We start from the raw sequence: 20,557 nt of genomic DNA on the forward strand, positions 1-20,557 counted from the left end.
GGCTGTGGCTGCTCGCGGTGGCGGCGCGGCAGCGGGTCCGTACGACGGCCGCGGCGGCCGAGGAGCCGGAGGAGCCGGTGGACGAAGCGCCCGCCGCCACCGCCGAGGACGAAGCGGCCGCCCCGGCTCCCCGCCCCTGGTACCGCCGCCGACGGGTGCTGGTGTCCACCGCTGCCGCCTGCGCGCTGGTCGCGACCCTGGGCAGCCTGTCGGCCCTGCCGGCCGATCGCCCCTCGGACGCGTCCGGCTCGCGTACGACCGCTCCCACGAGGCCCCACGGCTCATCGAAGCCGACCCCGTCCACGAGCCCCTCCCTCACCGGCGACGACAACTCGTCCTCACCCAGCCCGAAGAACAAGACCCCTGGCTCGCCCGCCGCGAGCAGGGGCACAGACCCCACCCACGCCGCAAGACCGGCCACCGGCGTGCCCGTCACCTGGAGCGCCGACTCCCAGATCTGGAGCGGGGGCTGCAGCCACGACTACGTCATCGACAAGCCGCCCACGCAGGTCCCCCCGCCCCCGGTGCAGCAGGACGCCGCAGCGTGGGCGGCGACGCAGGGCGCGGTGCACGGGCGGCAGACGATGGTGCAGATCTCGGTACAGGGCCGGTCCTCCACTGCCGTCGTCCTCGAGGCGCTCCGGGTCCGCGTCGTCGGCCGCGGCAACCCGGCCCCCGGCACCGTGTACGAAATGGACCAGGGCTGTGGCGGTGACCTGACACCCCGCAGCTTCACCGTGAACCTCGACGCCGACCGCCCCATCGCCCGCCCGAAGGACGGCGCCGACGCCGCCGACACCGAACACACCATCCCGGCCGTGCACTTCCCGTACCGCGTCTCCGCCGAGGATCCCGAAGTCCTGCTGGTGGACGCGACGACCCAAACCCACGACGCCCGCTGGTACCTGGAGCTCGACTGGTCCTCCCAGGGCCGCACCGGAACGATCCGCATCGACGACCACGGCCGCCCGTTCCACACCACCAGCACCAAGGGAATGCCCCGCTACTGGTACGGCACGAACGACTCCGGCGAACGCCAGTGGGTCCACCCCTACGGCAGCTAGTGCCGCGGCAGGCAACGTTTGCCCGTCAAGGAGCGGCGTCCGGTGCGTGCTCTCGGCGTGCCGGGTGCGAGCCCTCGTACTGGATGTACTTGGGCTTGTGCCCGGTGCGGCGAGAGTGCGTGCCGGGCGTCGCGACGGGGCGAACGTTGCCTGTCGCGGCACTAGTCCTCGGCGGTGTCCGGGGAGGGCGTCGGCAGTCGTCGGCCGCGGGACTCCGCCACCCGCAGTACGTCGGCCAGGCACTCGGACAGCCGGATAGCGGCGTAGCGCACCTCGACGTTCGGCGAGAGCCATCGCAGCAGCCGGAGTGCGGGGAGGGAGTGCATCAGGCCGCCACCCCCAGGATCACGGCGACGACCACGGTCCGGTACCGGATCCGCGGGGCGGCGCATGACCGCGGGCCGTGGCGACCGCGCCGCGCCACCGGCACCAGGCGGCCACTGGGAAGTCTGCTTCGCGGACGCGGCCTCGGCCAAGGGCTGGGAGAGCCTTTCCCAACAGGCCCGGAAACGACAAAGATCCCGACCGATCAAGAAGATCGGCGGGATCTCGTCAACTGCCCCTGAGCCAACTCAAGAACAGCGATGCGTGGACCTGAGGGGATTCGAACCCCTGGCCCCCTCGATGCGAACGAGGTGCGCTACCGGACTGCGCCACAGGCCCTTGCAACGAGTGAAACTTTAGCATCCCCATCGGGGTGCTTGGAAATCCGTTCCCCGACTGGTCAGGGGCGGGCTCCGGCGGATGTGGCGGCGGTCACTCGTTGGCCGCGCGCGGCCGGCCGCCTTCCTCGTACTGGTCGAAGAGGGGGGTGCGGCCACGCTCGCGCGCACGGCGGGCGGAGGCGGCGCGGCGGGCGTCGGTGCGGCCGTCGGCGGCCTGCCTGTCGTCGTCGGCGGACACCGGGTCGCCCGGCTCCGGCTCGTGCGCGGCGGCCTGCGCCTCGTGCTCCGGGGTCACCGGGCCGGACCGCGCCGAGCTCCAGGTGTCGGGCGCCCCCAGGTCCACGTCGGAGGTGGCCCGGGGCGCGACCGGCGCCGTCACGTATGTCGGGAGCGGCACCGGCACCGGGTCCCAGCTGTCCCCGTGCTCGGGCCGGCGCCGGCGCTCGCGCTGCTGGTCGACCCACTCGGCGTGGTCGGTCTGCTCGACGAGGGCGCGGCGGTCCGCGGCGAGCGCGGACATCCCGGGGTCGGTCTCCGACTCGGGGCCCTCGTCCGGTTCGGGGGCGCCCGCACCCCCGCCCAGGGGCGCGCGCCGGCGAGGCTGCTCGCGCAGCCGCTGGGCGGCGACCTCGGCCCGGCGCCGGTCCATCTGGTAGGCGAAGCGGCGGCGTTCCTGGGCGCGCAGGTAGACGATGTACGCGCTGAGCATGACGGCTGGCACACCGGGTGCCCACAGGAACGCCAGCCCCCCGACGGCGGCGACGATCGCGCCGAGGGTGAAGGCCAGGAAGAGCATCACGGTGGTACGCCGACGGCGTGCGAGCACTTTCGAGCGCCGGTCGCGCGCCGCGGCCGACTCGCTGGAGGGCGCCCGCCGCGCGGCCGGTACCCGCTTGGAGGCGGACGCGGACGCGGACACGGGGACGGACGCCGACGCGGACGCGGGGGCCGACTTGGGCGCGGGGATCGACTTGGGCGCGGGGATCGACTTGGGCGCGGGCGCGGCCGTCTGGGCGCGCACCGGTTCCGCACGCTCAACGACCTCCGGCCCGGCCTCCGCCCGCACCTGCCGGCGGGTCGGAGGCATGGCGAAGGCCCGGACGTCCACCGAGTCGGTGACGACGCCCGGAGCGTCGGTGTCCTGCTCCCCCTCCTGGGTGGAGCGCGACCGCAGGTCCCTGGCGTACCGACGCTCCATACCCGCCCGTCCGGACAACAGCCGGATGGCGGTGCTGAAGCGTTCCGTCGGACGAGCCTCGTTCAGCTCGTCCTGCCTACGGAGCCACATCGGCACCAAGTAGGCGGCCCAGGCCCCGACGATGACTGCGTAGATGAGGCCGCTGCTGCTCACTCTCACACCGTAGAGGGGTTTGCATGAGGCCATCCGCCAATTGGGCCGGTGTGTCGCACGATCTGGCTGATATTTCCAGCATTTTTTGCGCTCGATGCGATCAACCGATCAATTTCGAACGCTTATTCGATCAGTTCGCGGACGATTTGCGGCCGTATTCAATTGGAGGCGTTCTGCGAGCGTGCGCGCCGCCAGCGTGCGAGAAGACCTTCCGGTACCTCTTCGGCGGTGAGCGCGAAGACGAGGTGATCGCGCCATGCTCCGTCGATGTGGAGATAACGGGGCCGGAGGCCCTCCTCGCGGAATCCGAGTTTCTCCACGACCCGGCGGCTGGGCCCGTTCTCGGGACGAATGCAGACCTCGATGCGGTGCAGTCCGACCGTGCGGAAACAGTGGTCGACGACGAGCGCCACGGCCGTCGGCATCACCCCGCGCCCGGCCACCGCCTGGTCCACCCAGTAGCCGACGTGCCCCGAGCACATCGAACCCCAGGTGATCCCGGCGACCGTCAGCTGGCCCACCAGCTGCCCCTGGTACTCGATGACGAACGGCAGCATCCGGCCCGCGTTCGCCTCCGACCTGAGGTGGCGGACCATCTGCCGGTAGGTCGGCCGGTGGGCGACCGGACCGGTGGGCGTGGGCGGCGGAATGGTCGCCTCCCAGGGACGCAGCCAGTCCCGGTTGCGCCGGTTCACCTCGCGCCACGCCTTCTGGTCGCGCAGCCGTATCGGCCTCAGGACGATGTCGCCGTCCACCAGCACGGCGGGCCAGGATGGGCTGTTCAGCTCGCACCCCCACTGCCGGCGCCGGGTCTGGGGTGGTCGCCGCCGCGGATCTGGTCGACGGCGTGCGCCAGGAGGGGCTCCAGGACGGCCAGTCCGTCCTTCACCCCGCCCGTGGAACCCGGCAGATTGACGATCAGCGTGCCACCCGCCACTCCCGCCAGACCCCGCGAGAGCGCCGCGGTCGGCACCTTGTCCCGGCCGAACGCCCGGATGGCCTCCGCGATGCCCGGCACCTCGTACTCGATCACCCGGCGGGTCGCCTCGGGCGTGCGGTCGGTGGGCGAGATCCCGGTGCCGCCGGTGGTCACCACGACCTCGTACCCGGCCTCGACGGCGGCGCGCAGGGCCGCCTCCACCGGGTCGCCGTCCGGGACGACCTGCGGCCCGTCGACGGCGAAGCCGAAGCGTTTCAGGCCGTCGGCGACCAGCGGACCGCCCTTGTCCTCGTAGACCCCGGCGGCGGCCCGGTTGGAGGCCGTGACCACGAGAGCCCGGTAGGTCATGCCCGGCTCCAGTCGCCAGACTTGCCGCCCGTCTTCTCCTCCACCCGAACGTCCGTGATGACCGCTCCCTTGTCGACCGCCTTGACCATGTCGATCACGGTGAGCGCGGCGACCGACACCGCGGTGAGGGCCTCCATCTCGACGCCCGTACGGTCCGTCGTCCGCACGGTGGCCTGGATCTCGACGGCGTCGTCCGCGACCGACAAGTCCAGTTTCACACCCGACACCGACAACGGATGGCACAGCGGAATCAGATCCGGGGTGCGCTTGGCCCCCATGATCCCCGCGATGCGCGCGGTGGCGAGGGCGTCTCCCTTGGGAACCCCCTCGCCGCGCAACAGTTCGACCACGCGCGGGGAGACGAGGACGCGGCCGCTGGCACGGGCGGTGCGGGCGGTCACGTCCTTGTCCGACACGTCCACCATGCGGGCCGCGCCCGCGTCGTCGATGTGTGTCAGTCGGTCCTGCGTACTCATGGTGTGCGGTGCTCCCGGTCCCGGCCTGTTGTGCGCGACACGGTACCGCCAACCGGCGCCGCTCAGCCGAGCAGGACCACCTCGATCTCGGTGCCGGGCTCGACGCCCGTCACGTCCTCGGGGACGACGATCAGCGCGTCGGCCTGCGCCAGGGCCGCGACCAGGTGCGATCCGGCGCCGCCCACGGGCGTCACCTCGCCGTCGGCGTACGCCCCGCGCAGGAACTGGCGGCGCCCCTTGGGCGAGCTCAGCGCCTCGTCCGCCTTCAGGACCGCCCTGGTCGTGGGCCGGTGCACGTCCGCCAGGCCCATCAGCGTGCGGATGGCGGGCCGCACGAACAGCTCGAAGGAGACGTACGACGACACCGGGTTGCCCGGCAGGGCCAGCAGGGGGGTGTGGTCGGGGCCGATGGAGCCGAAACCCTGGGGCTTGCCGGGCTGCATGGCGAGCTTGCGGAAGTCCACCCCGCTGCCCGGCTCCTCCGCGTCGCCGACGTGCGACAGCGCCTCCTTGACCACGTCGTACGCCCCGACGCTCACCCCGCCCGTGGTGACCAGCAGGTCGGCGCGGATGAGCTGGTCCTCGATGGTGGTCCGCAGGGTCTCGGCGTCGTCGACGACGGCGCCCACCCGGTAGGCGATGGCGCCCGCGTCCCGGGCGGCCGCGGTGAGGGCGAAGCTGTTGGAGTCGTAGATCTGGCCGCTGCCCAGTTCCTCGCCGGGCTGGACGAGTTCGCTGCCGGTGGACAGCACCACCACGCGCGGGCGCGGGCGCACCCGGACCGTGCCGCGGCCGATCGCGGCGAGCAGCGCGATCTGCGGCGGGCCGAGGACGGTGCCGGCCTCCAGGGCGCGGTCCCCGGCCTGCACGTCGCTGCCCGCGGCCCGCACGTGCGCGCGTGCCTCCGCGGGGCGGTACACGCGCACCTGGCCGGTGGCGCCCTCGGGGGCCAGGCTGCTCGCGCGCATCCCGCCGACCGGGCCCTCGCCGAGCCCGCCGTCGGTCCACTCCACGGGGACGACGGTCTCGGCGCCCGGCGGCAGCGGCGCGCCGGTCATGATGCGGGCGGCCTGCCCCGGACCGACGGGGGTCAGATGGGCCGCGCCCGCCGCGACATCCCCGACGACGTCCAGGACGGCCGGGAACTCCTCGCTCGCGCCCGCCACGTCCGCGACCCGCACCGCGTACCCGTCCATGGAGCTGTTGTCGAACGGCGGCAGCGAGACCGGCACCGTGACGTCGTCGACCAGGACACAGCCCTGGGCGTCGAGCAGTTGCAGCTCGATGGGGTCGAGGGGGCGGACGGTGGTGAGGATGTCCTCCAGGTGTTCCTCGACCGACCAGAGGTGGTCCGGGCCGGCGGGGCTGGTCGCGGCGCTGCTCAACGTTGCTGCATCTCCTCGGCTACGTAACTGCGAAGCCAGGTCCGGAACTCCGGGCCCAGGTCTTCACGTTCGCACGCGAGCCTGACAATGGCACGCAGATAGTCGCCGCGGTCGCCGGTGTCATAGCGGCGGCCCTTGAAGACGACGCCGTGCACCGGGCCGCCGGCCTTCTCGTCCTCGGCCATCTGCTGGAGGGCGTCGGTCAGCTGGATCTCGCCGCCGCGGCCCGGCTCGGTCTTGCGCAGGATCTCGAAGACGTGCGGGTCGAGGACGTAGCGGCCGATGACCGCGTAGTTCGACGGGGCGTCCGCCGCCTCCGGCTTCTCCACCAGGCCGGTCACCTTCACCACGTCGCCGTCCTCGGTGGCCTCGACGGCCGCGCACCCGTAGAGGTGGATCTGCTCGGGCGCGACCTCCATCAGCGCGATCACGCTGCCGCCGTGCAGTTCCTGGACCTCGATCATGCGCTGGAGGAGCGGGTCGCGCGGGTCGATCAGGTCGTCGCCGAGCAGGACGGCGAAGGGCTCGTGCCCGACGTGCGGGGCGGCGCACAGGACCGCGTGGCCCAGGCCCCTGGGGTCGCCCTGGCGCACGTAGTGCATGGTCGCGAGGTCGCTGGACTCCTGGACCTTGGCGAGCCGGCCGGCGTCGCCCTTCTTCTGGAGAGCCGATTCCAGCTCGTAGTTCCGGTCGAAGTGGTCCTCCAGGGGACGCTTGTTGCGTCCGGTGATCATGAGGACGTCGTCGAGCCCCGCCGACACGGCCTCCTCGACCACGTACTGGATCGCGGGCTTGTCCACGACCGGCAGCATCTCCTTGGGAGTGGCTTTGGTGGCCGGCAGGAACCGGGTACCGAGGCCTGCTGCGGGAATGACGGCCTTGCTGATCCTGGGGTGCGACTGAGTCATGCCCGCAACCTTATCCGGTGCCTTTGTGGGGAAACTGTGGCTCAGGTTGGATGTCTCTCATTTGAACCTATTGAGGAAAGTACGGGTACGACCTGTGGACCAGGCAGGACGCGAGGGCGAGCCTGACAAGCGAATGTTGCGGCGGGAGTTCCTCACGGTGAGGGGCAGGTTGACGCCCGGTGACGTGCGGGAGGCGGCCACCGCGCTGGCCGGGCGCGCCCTGGAACTGCCGGAACTGGCCCACGCGCGCACGGTCGCGGCGTACGTCTCCGTGGGGAGTGAGCCCGGCACGCTCGCGCTGCTCGACACGCTGCGCGCGCGGGGCGTGCGCGTGCTGCTGCCCGTGCTCCTGCCGGACAACGACCTGGACTGGGGTGTGTACGCCGGTGAGGGCTCCCTCGCGCGCGTGCAACACGGCGGGAGGATGGCACTGTTGGAGCCCTCCGGCGAGCGGCTCGGCCCGGACGCCGTGACGGCCGCCGACGCCGTCCTGCTGCCCGGCCTGGCGGTGGACACGCGCGGGATGCGGCTGGGGCGCGGCGGAGGGTCGTACGACCGGGTGCTGGCCCGGCTGGAGCGCGCGGGCGCGGATCCCGCGCTGGTGGTGCTGCTCTACGACGCTGAGGTGGTCGGGCGCGTCCCGGAGGAGCCGCACGACCGGCCGGTGCACGCGGTGGTGACGCCGTCGGGCGTACGGCGCTTCCGGGACGCCGAGCGGGGAGCCGGATGAGAAATGGCCCTCCACGCGTGCGTGGAGGGCCATTTCAGCGGCTGGTTCAGCGACCGGTGCCGGTGCTCACGGCTTCAGCACGAGCGTGTCGCTGGTGCTGCCGTCGACCGCCTTGCCGGAGAACGACCAGGGCAGGAGATCGCCCTTGGCCCACTTGCCGGTCTGGTCGGTGTAGTGGGCGCTGAAGGCGTGTCCGGAGGCACCGCTGAGGTTGATCCACTTCGACTTGTCGAGGTCGTCGAGGTTGACGACCATCCGCATCGACGGCACCCAGACCACGCCGTAGCCGCCGGCCGCGTTCCAGCCGGTCGCGTTGACCGTCGCCTCGCCGCCGCTGAGCTTCCAGGGGCCGCGGTTGAGGATGTACTGGAGGATGCCGGGGCCGTCGGTGCCCAGGGTCTGGTTCTTCAGGAACAGGCGGTGCAGCCGGCCCCAGCTCCAGGTGTCGATGTCCTTGCCGAGCTTGGCGGTCAGCTCCCAGCGGGCGTCGACCATGGCGCGCTTGAACAGCTCGTCGCGGTTGTCGGCCTTGTTGCGGTCGCCCACGCCGGCCGGGGTCTTCCACCAGTCGCTGTTCGGCTTGTCCATGAGGGTGCGCACGACCTCGAACCAGCGGTCGCCGCCGTCCGGCTGCGCCTGGTCGGTGTCGCGCTCGCCGCACTCGCGCACCTTGGTGTCGTCGTCCACCGGGCCGGTCGAGTCGATCTTGTCCACCCACAGGCACTGGCCCTTGACCCGCAGTTCCTTGGGCATCTTGTTGCCGAAGGCCAGCTTGAGGATGTTGCGCCAGACCGCGTTGAAGTAGGCGGCCGCCGCCGAGTCGGCGTCCTGGGTGTAGTCCCAGCCCTCCAGCAGCTTCTGGGCGTCGCGGACGTCCTTGTCGTCGAGGTTGATCTTCAGCAGCTTGGGCACCAGCAGCTTGGCGATCTCACTGCTGTTGTCCAGCTGCATCTGGCGCATGTCGTCGGTCGAGATCTTGCCGCCGCCCTTGATCTTCGACTCGATCAGGTCGGTGATCCGCTGGCTGCGGGTGCCGTAGCCCCAGTCCGTGGTGAGCGTGTAGGGGTACTTGTCCTTGTCGACCACTGCCTGGTTGGCGGTGACGATGTAGCCGCGCGAGGGGTTGTACTCGTAGGGCAGCTCGTCCTGCTTGATGTAGCCGGTCCACTGGTACTTGGAGTTCCAGCCCGGCGCCGGGATGGCGCCGTCGTCGCCCTTCGCGCGCGTGGGGATCTTGCCGGGCAGGGTGTAGCCGATGTTGTTCTTGGTGTCGGCGTAGACCAGGTTCTGCGAGGGCACGTCGAACAGCCCGGCCGCCGAGCGGAAGTCGCTCCAGTTCGCCGCCCTGTCCATGGCGAAGACGGCGTCCATGGAGGTGCCCGGCTGAAGGGCGGTCCACTTCAGGGCGATGCCGTAGCCGTCGCCGCGGTCGGGGGCCGCCGTGTTCACTTCGGCCTTCCTGCCGACCTGGACGAGTTCGTCGTCGCGGTCGGAGAGGAGGGGCATCCCGTCGTTGGTCTGCCGGACGACGATCTTCTTCGAGTCGCCGCCGGCGACCTTGATGGTCTCCTCACGGCTCGTGAAGGGCCGGACCTTGCCGTCGTACAGGTAGCCCTCGCCGCTGAGCTTCTCCAGGTAGAGGTCGGTGACGTCGACGCCGGAGTTGGTCATTCCCCATGCGACGTCGGCGTTGTGGCCGATTATCACGCCCGGCATGCCCGCGAAGGTGTAGCCGGTGACGTCGTACTGGCACTTGCTGGAGACGGTCCGGCAGTGCAGGCCCATCTGGTACCAGACGGAGGGCAGCGAGGCCGACAGGTGCGGGTCGTTGGCCAGCAGCGGCTTGCCGCTGATGGTGTACTTCCCGCCGACCACCCAGGAGTTGGAGCCGATGCCCTGGCCGTTCACGCCGACGGCCGCGGGGACGTCGTCGAGGACGTTGTAGAGGCCCCCCAGTTGGCTCGTGACGGCCGAACCGGACGAGGACGAACCGGAGGTCCCGGTGGTGCCGCTCGTGCCCGTCGTACCGCTCGTGCCCGTGGTGCCCGACGTACCGCTCGTGCCCGTCGTACCGGTGCCCTGCTGGAACGTCTTGGTGAGCTCGTTGTACTGGCCCTCCTGGACGATCGCCTTGTTGCGGCTGTACGGGTAGTCCGGGTACAGGTCGGCGATCTGCTGGGGGCCGAGGCGGCTGGTCATCAGGGCGCGGTCGATCTCGTCCTGCATGTTGCCGCGCAGGTCCCAGGCCATCGCCTTCAGCCAGGAGACCGAGTCGACCGGGGTCCACTTCTCCGGCTTGTAGTCGTTGGTGAAGCCCAGGGCCGCGTACTCCAGGGAGATGTCCTTGCCGTCCTTGCCCTGGAGGTAGGCGTTGACCCCCTTGGCGTACGCCTGGAGGTACTTCTTCGTGGCGGCCGACAGCTTGGTGTCGTACTCCTTCTCGGCCACGCGGTCCCAGCCCAGGGTGCGCAGGAACTCGTCGTTCTTGACCTGGCCCTTGCCGAACATCTCCGACAGGCGCCCGGAGGTCATGTGCCGGCGCACGTCCATCTCGTAGAACCGGTCCTGCGCCTGCACGAAGCCCTGCGCCATGAAGAGGTCCTCGTCGGACGAGGCGTAGATCTGCGGGATGCCGTAACCGTCCCGCTTCACGTCGACGGGCCCGGACAGGCCGTCGAGTGTGATGGAACCCTTGGTCTGCGGGAAGGAGGCGCGCACGGTGCTGATGGACCAGTAGGCCCCGTAGGCGATGCCTCCGATGATGGCCAGCACCAGTACGAGCACGATAAGACGGGCTTTGCGCCCCTTCTTCCTGCCGGACTTGCCGGGCTTGTCACCCGTTGAGGCGGTGGTTTTGGGGGGCATCGCTGTCCTTGCTGTCCTAACGCGAGCGGCAGGCGGTACTGGAGTGCTGGAGCAACCATAGGCGCAGGGCCCGGTGCCCCTTGACGCGGTGTCGGGTCCAGGCGCGGACGGACGTTCGATCTTGCCTTGTGGTTCGTCAAGAAATCGTCAAGAGTTAGGTAAGGTAACGAAGTAACCGCAGAAGTTGACCGGAATACTCGCCGGGAAGTCGCCTTCCGGATCAAAAGGGGAGGAACCGCCGCTGTCCGTCCACCACCTCGACCAGCTCCTGCTCGTCTGCTCCGTCGTCCTGCTCGTCGCCGTCGCGGCGGTCCGGATCTCCTCGCGCAGCGGGCTCCCCAGCCTGCTCGTGTATCTGGGGATAGGCGTCCTCATGGGCCAGGACGGCATCGGGAACATCCACTTCGACAACGCCGAACTGACCCAGGTCATCGGCTACGCGGCCCTCGTCGTGATCCTGGCCGAGGGCGGTCTGGGCACCAAGTGGAAGGAGATCCGGCCGGTCCTGCCGGCCGCCTCCACCCTGGCGCTGGCCGGGGTCGCGGTGAGCGTCGGCGTGACCGCCGCGGGCGCCCACTACCTGGTCGGACTGGGGTGGCGGCAGGCACTCATCATCGGGGCGGTGGTGTCCTCCACGGACGCGGCGGCGGTCTTCTCGGTGCTGCGGAGAATCCCGCTGCCCGCGCGCGTGACGGGCACCCTGGAGGCGGAGTCCGGCTTCAACGACGCCCCGGTGGTCATCCTGGTCGTCGCCTTCTCCACGGCCGGCCGGGTCGAGCACTGGTACGTGCTCGTGGGCGAGATACTCCTGGAGCTGGCCATCGGCGCGGCCGTCGGCCTCGCGGTGGGCTGGCTGGGCGCCTGGGGCCTGCGGCACGTGGCGCTGCCCGCCTCCGGCCTCTACCCGATCGCCGTGATGGCGATCGCGGTCACGGCGTACGCCGTCGGCGCCCTGGCCCACGGCAGCGGCTTCCTCGCCGTCTATCTCGCCTCCATGCTGCTGGGCAACGCCCGGCTCCCGCACTGGCCCGCCACGCGCGGCTTCGCCGAAGGGCTCGGCTGGATCGCCCAGATCGGCATGTTCGTCCTGCTCGGCCTGCTCGTCACCCCGCACGAACTGGGCGACGACATCTGGCCCGCCCTGGTCATCGGCCTGGCGCTGACCATGGTGGCGCGCCCGCTGAGCGTGGTGCTCAGCCTGGCGCCGTTCCGGGTACCGTGGCCGGAACAGGCCCTGATGTCGTGGGCCGGGCTGCGCGGCGCGGTGCCCATCATCCTGGCGACGATCCCCATGGTGAACGGCGTCGACGCCAGCCACCGCATCTTCAACATCGTCTTCGTCCTGGTCGTCGTCTACACCCTCGTCCAGGGGCCGACGCTGCCCTGGCTGGCCCGCGCGCTGCGGCTGGGCGACGGCACCGAGGCCGCCGACCTGGGCATCGAGTCGGCCCCCCTGGAGCGGCTGCGCGGCCACCTGCTGTCGGTGGAGGTCCCGGAGGGCTCGCGGATGCACGGCGTCGAGGTGAACGAGCTGCGACTGCCGGCCGGGGCCGCCGTGACCCTCGTCGTCCGCGAGGGAAAATCGTTCGTTCCGCTGCCCACCACGGTGCTACGGCACGGGGACGAACTCCTCGTGGTCGCCACCGACCCGGTCCGGGACGCCGCGGAACGGCGCCTGCGCGCGGTCGGGAGGGGCGGCAAGCTGGCCGGATGGCTGGGGACGAACGAGACAAACCCCAGGTGAACACGGGTCGTCGTGCTCTGCTTCACAGCCGTGCCCGGCTTGATCCCTGTAGAGTGAAGGCTGTAGGATCCTGATCGAACCAACTCTGCCTGACGCAGAGCTGGCGCGACCGTATGGCGGCCGGGTGCTCCCGCAGTGGGTGCCGGTATCTACCGCAGTTCCGCGCAAGAGGACAGCTCTCGGTGCCCCCTGACCTGATGAGGGGACGCGCTACCAGGCGGCAGAAAGGCACGGGCCGTGGAATCCACGGTCACCACCGAGCGCCCCGGATACGGACAGCTGCTGCGCACCCGCGGCGCCTGGACGTTCCTGCTCCCCGGCTTCGCCGCGCGCCAGCCGTTCGCGATGCTCACCATCTCCATCGTGCTGCTCGTGCAGCACACCACCGGCTCCTACGGCGCGGCCGGCGCCGCCGCGGCCGCCACCGGCGTCTCCATGGCACTGTTCGCGCCCTACAGCGGCCGCCTCGCCGACCGCTACGGCCAGCGCGCGGTCCTGGTGCCCGGTGTCCTCGTGCACGCCGTGTCGGGCCTGGCCCTGACGGCACTCGCGCTGGCCCACGCACCGCTGTGGGCGCTGTTCGCGGCGGCCGTGCCGACCGGCGCCTCGGTGCCGCAGATCGGCCCGATGGTGCGCGCCCGCTGGGGCGTGCAGCTCCAGGACTCGCCCCTGATGACCACCGCGGCGGCCTTCGAGTCCGTCACGGACGAGCTGACCTTCGTCGTCGGCCCGCTGCTGGCGACCGCCCTGTGCACCGCCCTGGACCCGGCGGCGGGCCTGGTCACCGAGGCGACGCTGACGCTGGTCGGCGGTCTGCTGTTCGCCGCGCGGAAGAGCACCCAGCCTCCCGTGGGCGCCGACGCCGGGCACGCGCGCGTGAAGCACGCCTCCGCGCTGCGCGTCCCCGGTGTGCGCGTGCTGGCGGTGACCTTCCTCGGCATCGGATCGGTGTTCGGCGGCATGCAGGTCGGACTGGCCGCGTTCACCGAGTCGATCGGCGAGCCCGGCCTGAACGGCGTCCTGTACGGCACCTTCGCCGCGGGCAACATGCTCTCCGGCGTCGTCTGCGGCACCCTCGCCTGGAAGATCGCCCCGCAGCGGCGCCTCGTCCTCGGCTACACGGCCCTCGCGCTGACCGCGTCCGCCCTCTGGACGGCCCACTCCGTGCTCCTCCTCGCCGGGCTCGGCCTCCTGGTCGGCATGTGCATCGCGCCCTCCCTGATCACCGGCTACACCCTGGTCGAGGACCTGGTCCCCGCGGGGGCCCGCACCGAGGCCTTCACCTGGCTGACCGGCGCGGTCGCGCTCGGCCAGGCGGCCGCCGTCACCGTCGCCGGACAGCTGGAGGACCGCCTCTGGGACGGCGCCGGTTTCCTGGTCCCGGCGGCCGGTACGCTGCTGGCCCTGGCGACCCTGGCGGCCCTGCGGTCGCGGCTCGCCGCCCGGCCCCAGACGCGCACAGTCGCACGTGGCGTCGGTCACCGCTTGCCGGTGACGGTGGACTGATCCCCCGGAATACGTCACTATGGATCGTCGTTAGCACTCATCGAGTGAGAGTGCCAGGAGGAAGACAGTGCCCACCTACCAGTACCAGTGCACCGAGTGCGGCGAGGGCCTCGAGGCGGTGCAGAAGTTCACCGACGATGCCCTGACCGAGTGCCCCAACTGCGGTGGCCGCCTGAAGAAGGTGTTCTCGGCGGTCGGCATTGTCTTCAAGGGCTCCGGCTTCTACCGCAACGACAGTCGCGGTTCGTCGTCGAGCAGCAGCCCGGCCTCGAAGTCGTCGAGCTCGTCCTCGTCGAGCACCCCGAGTTCTTCGTCCTCATCGTCGACGTCGTCCTCGTCGAGCGACTCGGGCTCCTCGTCCTCGAGCTCCACCAGCAGCTCCGCCGCCTGACCGATTCCTTACGGGACCCTGCCGTCGTAGGACGGCGGGGTCTTCGGCGTCTGTGGGGACGGCTAGTGTGCTGCTCATGGCGAACGCAGAGATCGGTGTAATCGGCGGCTCCGGCTTCTACTCGTTCATCGAGGACGTGACCGAGATCCAGGTGGACACCCCGTACGGGGCGCCCAGCGACTCCCTCTTCCTCGGCGAGGTCGCCGGCCGTCGGGTCGCCTTCCTGCCCCGGCACGGCCGCGGCCACCATCTGCCGCCGCACCGCATCAACTACCGCGCCAATCTCTGGGCGCTGCGGTCCGTCGGCGTCCGCCAGGTCCTCGGCCCCTGCGCGGTGGGCGGCCTGCGTCCCGAGTACGGGCCCGGCACGCTGCTGGTCCCGGATCAGCTGGTGGACCGTACGAAATCCCGGGCGAACTCCTACTTCGACGGGCTGCCGCTGCCGGACGGCACCATCCCGAACGTCGTGCACGTGTCGCTGGCCGACCCCTACTGCCCCACCGGTCGGGCCGCCGCGCTGAAGGCGGCACGCGGGCGGGACTGGGAGCCCGTGGACGGCGGCACGCTGGCCGTGATCGAGGGCCCGCGCTTCTCGACCCGTGCGGAATCGTTGTGGCACCAGGCGCAGGGCTGGTCGGTGGTCGGCATGACCGGCCATCCCGAGGCCGCGCTCGCCCGTGAGCTCGAGCTCTGCTACACCTCGCTGAACCTGGTCACCGACCTCGACGCGGGCGCGGAGACCGGCGAGGGCGTCTCGCACGAGGAGGTGCTGCGGGTGTTCTCGGCCAACGTGGAGCGGCTGCGCGGCGTGCTGTTCGACGCGGTGGCGGCCCTGCCGGAGACCGCGGGGCGGGACTGCCTGTGCGTGAACGCGCTGGGCGGGATGGACCCGGGGTTCGTGCTGCCGTAGCGACGTGGGTGCCGTGGCGATGTGGGTGCCGTGGCGACGCGGGTGCCGTGGCGACGCGGGCGCCGTAGTGCCGCGGTGGCGGAAGCGCGCGTTCGGGTGGGCGGGTTTTCCACAACCCGCCGGTCGTCCACCGGCCCCGGCGAGCTTCGGCGCGAGGCCTCATCGTGGGATCGCAAGCCGATTCCTCGTCTCCTCGCCGCAGGTGGTGGTCCTCGTGCACATGCCTCCCTCGCCCTCCTTTCCTTCGCCGGCCCTCCCTTCGCCCTCCCTCCCATCGCCGTCGTTCACCTCCCCGCGCCCGCCCGGCACCGACGCCCCCGCCACGTGCGAGGTGCCGCACTTCGCACCGGTACGGGTGCGCGGCGGGCGGTATCAGCTACAGCGCCTGGTGCGGCACCGCAGGCGGGCCCTGGCGGTCGGCCTCGCCGTGACCGCGGCGGCGCTCGTGGCGGCGGGACCGCGCACCGCGCCGGAGCCGGATCGCGGAGGGCGGGCCCGCGGGCATCCGGTGACCGGTCCGGTACGACGGCAGCCCGCGGCCGAGCTGGTGACGGCACCGGTCCGGATCGCCGACGCGGCCACCGTGCGGCTGCTGCGGCCCGGCGACCGGGTCGACGTCATCGCCGCCGAGGACCCGGCCGCGGGCGGCGACGCCCGGGTGGTCGCGCGCGGGGCGCGGGTGACGAAGGTGCCGCGCGCTCTGGACGGCGCCGTCGAGAGCGGGGCGCTGGTGGTGCTGGCGGTGCCGCGGCCCACGGCGGCGCGGCTGGTCGGCGCGAGCGCGACGGCACGGCTGGCGGTGACACTGTGCTGAGCCTCTCACCCGGGCCACCTCGGTGGACAGGGACACCTCGTCGTGCCGTAGGTTGCGGAGCGTTTTGTTCCACACCCTGTGCATACGAAGAGAGGCCCCGAGGTGAGCGAGCAGAAGGAACCGAGCGTCTGGCAAGGCTTCAAGGCCTTCCTGATGCGCGGCAACGTCGTCGATCTGGCGGTCGCGGTGGTCATCGGCGCCGCCTTCACGAACATCGTCAACTCGGTGGTGAAGGGGATCATCAACCCGCTGGTCGGCGCGGTCGGTACGCAGAACCTGGACAACTACAGCTCGTGCCTGAGCTCGTCGTGCAAGGGCACCCACGGCATCCGGCTGATGTGGGGATCCGTCCTGGGCGCCACGCTCACCTTCATGATCACCGGTGCGGTGGTGTACTTCCTGATGGTGCTGCCGATGTCCAGGTACCTGGCCCGGATAGAGGCCCGCAGGAAGGCCCGGGAGGGCACGAAGGAGGTCGTGCCGGTGACCGAGCTGGAGGTGCTCGAGCAGATCCGCGACCTGCTGGCAGCCGAGCGCGCCTCGGGCCCCGGCCAGCGGTAACGGGGCACCCGGCTCCGGGGCGGCGGGGCCGGTTCAGATGTGGTGGGGCGGCTTCTCGTCGAGGAAGCGCTTGAGGTCGCCCGCGCTGTCCGATTCGCCTCGCTCGCCCCATCCGCGGTCGGTGTCGTCCGAGGACTGCTGGTCCAGCGGATCGTCGAAGAACAGCGCGGGCTTCGGCTCGCGGGGCTCGGGGGCGGGGGCGGTGCTCATGCCCTCAAGGGTACGGGCCGCCCCGGGCGTCCCGGTCCGGGCAGACTGCCCGCATGACAGTTGACGCTTTGACGGACGTCATGGGCCTGCGGGTGGGACACGCGACCAGGGTCGGCGACGGCCGGCTCACCGGTACGACGGTCGTGCTCGCGCCCGAGGGCGGGGCGGTCGCCGCGGTCGATGTGCGCGGTGGCGGCCCCGGCACCAAGGAGACCGACGCGCTCGATCCCCGCAACCTGGTGCGGAAGGTGGAGGCCGTCGTGCTGACCGGCGGCAGCGCGTACGGGCTGGACGCGGCGTCGGGGGTGATGGCCTGGCTGGAGGAGCGGCGGCGCGGGGTGCGGGTCGGCGCGGATCCGGCGCACGTCGTACCGGTGGTCCCCGCCGCCTGTGTCTTCGACCTCGGCCGCGGCGGGGACTTCCGGGCCCGGCCGGACGCGGCCACCGGGCGGGCGGCGGTCGAGGCGGCCGCGGCGAGCGCGCCCGGGGCGCCGGTCCCCCAGGGGTGTGTGGGCGCCGGTACGGGTGCCGTGGTGGGTGCGCTCAAGGGCGGGGTCGGCACCGCGAGCACGGTGCTGGACACGGGGATCACGGTGGCCGCGCTGGTGGTGGTCAACGCCGCCGGGTCGGCGGTGGATCCGGAAACGGGGGTGCTGTACGGGGAGTTCTTCGAGGGCCGGGTGGCATACCCGGAGGCACGGGTCCACGAGGCCGCGCTCGGGCGCATCGCCGAGTCCGCGGCACGCAACGCGCTTCCGCCGCTCAACACCACGCTCGCGGTCGTCGCCACCGACGCGGACCTGTCGAAGGCGCGGGCGCAGAAGCTGGCCGGCACCGCCCACGACGGCATCGCCCGTGCCGTCCGTCCGGTCCATCTGCTCAACGACGGTGACACGGTGTTCGCCCTGGCCACGGGCGCCCGCCCGCACGCCGGCCCCGACGAGGACCCGCTCGCGCTGAACGCCGTCCTCGCGGCCGGCGCGGACCTGGTGACCCGCGCGATCGTCCGGGCCGTACGCGCCGCCGAGCCGGTGGCCGGACCGGGCGGGACGTGGCCGTCGTACGAGGAGCTGTACGGGGCCCGCGACGGCAGGACGTAGATCCCCGAACCGCTTCGATTGTCCTGGTTCTGTCACGCGGTGACCTTCACCGGGAACGGAGGGAACCTCAACCACGCCCGGCTGCCTCTCCGTTCACGTACTGAAGCGGATCACGCACGACACACGAACCTGGAGCAGCCCGTGACAACGCCGAACATTTCAGCGCGGCGCGCACTGGTGGCCTGTGCCGCCCTGATGGTCGGCGCCCTCACCCTCACCGCGTGCGGCGGCGACGCCAGCGCCGACAACAACGACGGCAAGGGCGGCAAGGCCTCCTCGAAGACGTCCACCGCGAAGATCGTCATCTCGGCGAAGGACGGCTCGACCAGCGCGTCCATCAACGCCACCGGCGTGAAGGTCAGCGACGGCAGGCTGACCGACGTGAAGATGACCGTGGCGGGGTCGGGACAGGCCGTGCGGGGCTCGATATCCGGCGACGGCAAGAGCTGGAAGCCCGGGGCACAGCTGGAGCGCGGGACGAAGTACCAGATATCGGCGACCGCGAAGGACGGGAACGGACGCACGGCCGCCGCCAACTCCATCTTCACCACGGTCACGACCTCGAACAGCTTCATCGGGACCTACACGCCGGACAACGGCAGCACGGTGGGCGTCGGGATGCCGGTGTCCTTCACCTTCGACAAGGCCATCACCGACAAGAAGGCCGTCAAGTCCCACATCACCGTCTCCTCCAGCAGCGGACAGCAGGTGGTCGGGCACTGGTTCGGCGCGCAGCGGCTCGACTTCCGGCCCCAGGACTACTGGAAGGCCGGTTCCAAGGTCACGATGAAGATCGACCTGGACGGCGTCCAGGGCGCGAGCGGCGTCTACGGCGTGCAGAAGAAGACGGTGACCTTCACCGTCGGGCGTTCGCAGGTCTCGACCGTCGACGCCAACACGGAGACGATGACCGTGGTCCGTGACGGCAAGACCCTGAAGTCGATCCCGATCTCGGCGGGCAGCGCGGAGCACACCACGTACAACGGCCAGATGGTGATCTCCGAGAAGTTCGTGCAGACCCGCATGAACGGCTCGACGGTCGGCTTCGGCGGCGAGTACGACATCCCGGACGTGCCGCACGCGATGCGCCTGACCGAGTCCGGCACCTTCGTCCACGGCAACTACTGGTACAACCAGGGCAACCCGCCCTTCGGCCGTGAGGGCACCAGCCACGGCTGCGTGGGGCTCGCGGACGTGCAGGGCGCCCAGGGCGACACCACCGCCAAGTGGTTCTTCGACAACTCCCTCATCGGCGACGTCGTGGTCGTGAAGAACTCCCCGGACAAGACGGTCGCCCCGGACAACGGGCTCAATGGCTGGAACATGTCCTGGAGCGAGTGGACCGCGGGAAGTGACGCCTGACCGGCGGTTTCTGACGCAAGATCGGGCCGCGCGGGAACATTCCGCGCGGCCCGCGCGTTTTCCCGGCACACGTTTTCTCGGTTCCCGGACATGATGTCCGACCGAGGGGCTACGGTATGCACCCACAAGGTGACATGCAGCAACGCCGGGAGAAGCCTTGAGCGTTCCGTACGAGACAGCAGCGTACGAACCAGCCGAGTCGCCCGAGTCTCCGGAGGAGCACCTCGCGCGACTCCTCGGTCGTGCCCTGAACTCCTTCGAGCTGCCTGACGAGGTCATACGGCAGCTGGACTGCCCGCTGGCGCACGACGGTTCGCTGCACTCCGCCCACCACAGCGCGGGGCTGCACCGCGAGACGTACCGGCACACCTGGCTGCTCGCCGACGGCTCGGCGGTCACGCTGTGGGAGCTGGTGCACAACACCGCGCCCGGCAGCGAGCCGCAGCACGAGGTGTACGTGGACGAGGAGGAGCTGCGCGCCGCCACGGCCCGGCTGCCGCTGCCGGCGGACGCGCCGGACTTTGAACTGCCGGTGCTGACGCAGCTGTCCCCGCTCCCCGAGCCCCGTCATGTGTACGCACCGGACAACTCGGCGGACCACGCGCGCCGGCTGCTGCGCCGCGCGGAGAACCCGGACCGGCCGGACGCCGAGACGGCGGCGCTGGTGGCGACGGCGTTCGCGCACCAGATCACGCAGGCCTTCGGCCGCCCTGGGCGGGCCTGCCGGGGCGCGTTGAGCTTCTCGCTCTACGAGCACGCCTTCCTGCTGCACGACGGCAAGGAGCTCTCCCTCTGGGAGGTCGAGCACACGGCCACGCCCGACGGGCGCCATATGTGCGAGGTGTACGCGTCGGAGGACGCGGCCCGCGACGCCATGGAGCGCCGGGCGGCCCAGCAGGCCTGAGCCGAGCCCGCCGAAGTCCTTCGGCTCAGGGCCGGTCCAACCGCCGTATCAGACCGGCGAAGGCGTCCTTCTCCGCCGGGGTCAGTTCCACGGTCTCCAGTTCGGGGCCGGCCTGTCGCTGGTCCGGGAGGCCGGGAAGGTCCGGGGGAGCGCTCGGTGGCCGGTGGGCGCGCCGTGCGGCGGCCTGGAAGCGGCGGCGCCGCAGGATGCCCGTCACGACGGTCACCCAGGCGGCGGTCACCAGGGCGAGGAGGATCACCGCCACCGGCTGGAGGATCGAGACGTGTGCGGGCATACGCCCCAGTACACACCACGGTCCGGGA

The 20,557-nt window shown here is 71.4% G+C and carries 21 protein-coding genes and 1 tRNA gene; 11 read left to right on the forward strand and 11 right to left on the reverse strand.

Annotated features, from left to right (window positions below):
* The coding region (locus tag ABZ915_RS21260) for a transcriptional regulator (protein ID WP_361805135.1) at window positions 1-1,064 on the forward strand (1,064 nt) is incomplete at its 5' end.
* Between the two features lie 161 nt (window positions 1,065-1,225).
* Here ABZ915_RS21260 and ABZ915_RS21265 read toward each other — a convergent pair.
* The 8 genes from ABZ915_RS21265 to galU all read right to left on the reverse strand — a co-directional run bounded on the left by ABZ915_RS21265 (window position 1,226) and on the right by galU (window position 7,137).
* On the reverse strand, window positions 1,226-1,390 hold the full coding sequence (locus ABZ915_RS21265) for a hypothetical protein (RefSeq protein ID WP_361806323.1): 165 nt from the start codon (window positions 1,388-1,390) through the stop codon (window positions 1,226-1,228).
* Window positions 1,391-1,653: 263 nt separating this feature from the next.
* Window positions 1,654-1,727: transfer RNA gene (locus tag ABZ915_RS21270), tRNA-Ala, on the reverse strand.
* A 93-nt stretch (window positions 1,728-1,820) separates the two neighbouring features.
* Window positions 1,821-3,080 carry a gephyrin-like molybdotransferase receptor GlpR gene (gene glpR, locus ABZ915_RS21275; RefSeq protein WP_361805138.1) on the reverse strand — a complete coding sequence of 420 codons (1,260 nt, stop codon included), beginning with the start codon at window positions 3,078-3,080 and terminating at the stop codon, window positions 1,821-1,823.
* Between the two features lie 158 nt (window positions 3,081-3,238).
* Window positions 3,239-3,841: a GNAT family protein gene (locus ABZ915_RS21280; RefSeq protein WP_361805141.1), complete on the reverse strand. Its 603-nt coding sequence runs from the start codon at window positions 3,839-3,841 to the stop codon at window positions 3,239-3,241.
* A gap of 20 nt (window positions 3,842-3,861) precedes the next feature.
* Window positions 3,862-4,368 carry a MogA/MoaB family molybdenum cofactor biosynthesis protein gene (locus ABZ915_RS21285; RefSeq protein ID WP_361805144.1) on the reverse strand — a complete coding sequence of 169 codons (507 nt, stop codon included), beginning with the start codon at window positions 4,366-4,368 and terminating at the stop codon, window positions 3,862-3,864.
* Entirely contained in the window at window positions 4,365-4,844 is a 480-nt protein-coding gene (moaC, locus tag ABZ915_RS21290) for a cyclic pyranopterin monophosphate synthase MoaC (RefSeq protein WP_361805147.1), read from the reverse strand. Before moaC ends, ABZ915_RS21285 begins: the two co-directional genes overlap by 4 nt.
* A 62-nt stretch (window positions 4,845-4,906) precedes the next feature.
* Window positions 4,907-6,229 carry a gephyrin-like molybdotransferase Glp gene (glp, locus tag ABZ915_RS21295; RefSeq protein WP_361805150.1) on the reverse strand — a complete coding sequence of 441 codons (1,323 nt, stop codon included), beginning with the start codon at window positions 6,227-6,229 and terminating at the stop codon, window positions 4,907-4,909.
* Complete coding sequence (gene galU, locus ABZ915_RS21300; RefSeq protein WP_361805153.1) at window positions 6,226-7,137, reverse strand: UTP--glucose-1-phosphate uridylyltransferase GalU; 912 nt, start codon at window positions 7,135-7,137, stop codon at window positions 6,226-6,228. Before galU ends, glp begins: the two co-directional genes overlap by 4 nt.
* A gap of 133 nt (window positions 7,138-7,270) precedes the next feature.
* On the opposite strand from galU, the gene ABZ915_RS21305 reads away from it, so the two are divergent.
* Complete coding sequence (locus ABZ915_RS21305; RefSeq protein ID WP_361805156.1) at window positions 7,271-7,867, forward strand: 5-formyltetrahydrofolate cyclo-ligase; 597 nt, start codon at window positions 7,271-7,273, stop codon at window positions 7,865-7,867.
* 66 nt (window positions 7,868-7,933) lie between these two features.
* Here the strand turns inward: ABZ915_RS21305 and ABZ915_RS21310 are convergent, their stop codons facing one another.
* Complete coding sequence (locus ABZ915_RS21310) at window positions 7,934-10,732, reverse strand: penicillin acylase family protein (protein ID WP_361805159.1); 2,799 nt, start codon at window positions 10,730-10,732, stop codon at window positions 7,934-7,936.
* 184 nt (window positions 10,733-10,916) lie between these two features.
* Here ABZ915_RS21310 and ABZ915_RS21315 point away from each other — a divergent pair, with 184 nt between their 5' ends.
* The 6 genes from ABZ915_RS21315 (at window position 10,917) to mscL (ending at window position 16,658) form a co-directional block, all read left to right on the forward strand.
* Window positions 10,917-12,476 carry a potassium/proton antiporter gene (locus ABZ915_RS21315; protein ID WP_361805162.1) on the forward strand — a complete coding sequence of 520 codons (1,560 nt, stop codon included), beginning with the start codon at window positions 10,917-10,919 and terminating at the stop codon, window positions 12,474-12,476.
* A 237-nt stretch (window positions 12,477-12,713) separates the two neighbouring features.
* On the forward strand, window positions 12,714-13,982 hold the full coding sequence (locus ABZ915_RS21320) for an MFS transporter (protein ID WP_361805165.1): 1,269 nt from the start codon (window positions 12,714-12,716) through the stop codon (window positions 13,980-13,982).
* Between the two features lie 67 nt (window positions 13,983-14,049).
* Window positions 14,050-14,373 (forward strand): FmdB family zinc ribbon protein, encoded by a 324-nt coding sequence (locus tag ABZ915_RS21325; RefSeq protein ID WP_361805168.1) that lies wholly within the window; start codon window positions 14,050-14,052, stop codon window positions 14,371-14,373.
* A 76-nt stretch (window positions 14,374-14,449) separates the two neighbouring features.
* A complete protein-coding gene (locus ABZ915_RS21330) occupies window positions 14,450-15,283 on the forward strand; it encodes an S-methyl-5'-thioadenosine phosphorylase (RefSeq protein ID WP_361805171.1) in 834 nt (277 codons plus the stop codon).
* A gap of 331 nt (window positions 15,284-15,614) precedes the next feature.
* Window positions 15,615-16,097 (forward strand): hypothetical protein, encoded by a 483-nt coding sequence (locus ABZ915_RS21335; RefSeq protein WP_361805173.1) that lies wholly within the window; start codon window positions 15,615-15,617, stop codon window positions 16,095-16,097.
* Window positions 16,098-16,199: 102 nt separating this feature from the next.
* Window positions 16,200-16,658 carry a large conductance mechanosensitive channel protein MscL gene (mscL, locus tag ABZ915_RS21340; RefSeq protein ID WP_361805176.1) on the forward strand — a complete coding sequence of 153 codons (459 nt, stop codon included), beginning with the start codon at window positions 16,200-16,202 and terminating at the stop codon, window positions 16,656-16,658.
* A 33-nt stretch (window positions 16,659-16,691) separates the two neighbouring features.
* On the opposite strand, the gene ABZ915_RS21345 is transcribed toward mscL, so the two are convergent.
* The gene (locus tag ABZ915_RS21345; RefSeq protein WP_361805179.1) at window positions 16,692-16,868 is read right to left on the reverse strand and encodes a hypothetical protein; all 177 of its coding nucleotides are present in this window, start codon (window positions 16,866-16,868) and stop codon (window positions 16,692-16,694) included.
* Between the two features lie 53 nt (window positions 16,869-16,921).
* Here ABZ915_RS21345 and ABZ915_RS21350 point away from each other — a divergent pair, with 53 nt between their 5' ends.
* The 3 genes from ABZ915_RS21350 (at window position 16,922) to ABZ915_RS21360 (ending at window position 20,234) form a co-directional block, all read left to right on the forward strand.
* Entirely contained in the window at window positions 16,922-17,968 is a 1,047-nt protein-coding gene (locus ABZ915_RS21350) for a P1 family peptidase (RefSeq protein WP_361805182.1), read from the forward strand.
* A gap of 141 nt (window positions 17,969-18,109) precedes the next feature.
* Window positions 18,110-19,330, forward strand: a complete 1,221-nt coding sequence (locus tag ABZ915_RS21355; protein WP_361805184.1) for an Ig-like domain-containing protein — start codon at window positions 18,110-18,112, stop codon at window positions 19,328-19,330.
* A gap of 157 nt (window positions 19,331-19,487) precedes the next feature.
* The gene (locus ABZ915_RS21360; protein WP_361805187.1) at window positions 19,488-20,234 is read left to right on the forward strand and encodes a DUF6227 family protein; all 747 of its coding nucleotides are present in this window, start codon (window positions 19,488-19,490) and stop codon (window positions 20,232-20,234) included.
* Window positions 20,235-20,259: 25 nt separating this feature from the next.
* Here the strand turns inward: ABZ915_RS21360 and ABZ915_RS21365 are convergent, their stop codons facing one another.
* On the reverse strand, window positions 20,260-20,529 hold the full coding sequence (locus ABZ915_RS21365) for a hypothetical protein (RefSeq protein WP_361805190.1): 270 nt from the start codon (window positions 20,527-20,529) through the stop codon (window positions 20,260-20,262).
* Window positions 20,530-20,557: the final 28 nt, after the last annotated feature.

Source organism: Streptomyces sp. NPDC046915 (assembly GCF_040644935.1).
In the GTDB taxonomy this organism is placed as follows: domain Bacteria; phylum Actinomycetota; class Actinomycetes; order Streptomycetales; family Streptomycetaceae; genus Streptomyces.

Coding starts and splice junctions, on each gene's coding strand:
- ABZ915_RS21265 (WP_361806323.1), bottom strand. CDS start 1,390: ATGCACTCCCTCCCCGCACTCCGGCTGCTGCGATGGCTCTCGCCGAAC.
- ABZ915_RS21285 (WP_361805144.1), bottom strand. CDS start 4,368: ATGACCTACCGGGCTCTCGTGGTCACGGCCTCCAACCGGGCCGCCGCC.
- moaC (WP_361805147.1), bottom strand. CDS start 4,844: ATGAGTACGCAGGACCGACTGACACACATCGACGACGCGGGCGCGGCC.
- galU (WP_361805153.1), bottom strand. CDS start 7,137: ATGACTCAGTCGCACCCCAGGATCAGCAAGGCCGTCATTCCCGCAGCA.
- ABZ915_RS21305 (WP_361805156.1), top strand. CDS start 7,271: ATGTTGCGGCGGGAGTTCCTCACGGTGAGGGGCAGGTTGACGCCCGGT.
- ABZ915_RS21310 (WP_361805159.1), bottom strand. CDS start 10,732: ATGCCCCCCAAAACCACCGCCTCAACGGGTGACAAGCCCGGCAAGTCC.
- ABZ915_RS21330 (WP_361805171.1), top strand. CDS start 14,450: ATGGCGAACGCAGAGATCGGTGTAATCGGCGGCTCCGGCTTCTACTCG.
- ABZ915_RS21345 (WP_361805179.1), bottom strand. CDS start 16,868: ATGAGCACCGCCCCCGCCCCCGAGCCCCGCGAGCCGAAGCCCGCGCTG.
- ABZ915_RS21350 (WP_361805182.1), top strand. CDS start 16,922: ATGACAGTTGACGCTTTGACGGACGTCATGGGCCTGCGGGTGGGACAC.
- ABZ915_RS21365 (WP_361805190.1), bottom strand. CDS start 20,529: ATGCCCGCACACGTCTCGATCCTCCAGCCGGTGGCGGTGATCCTCCTC.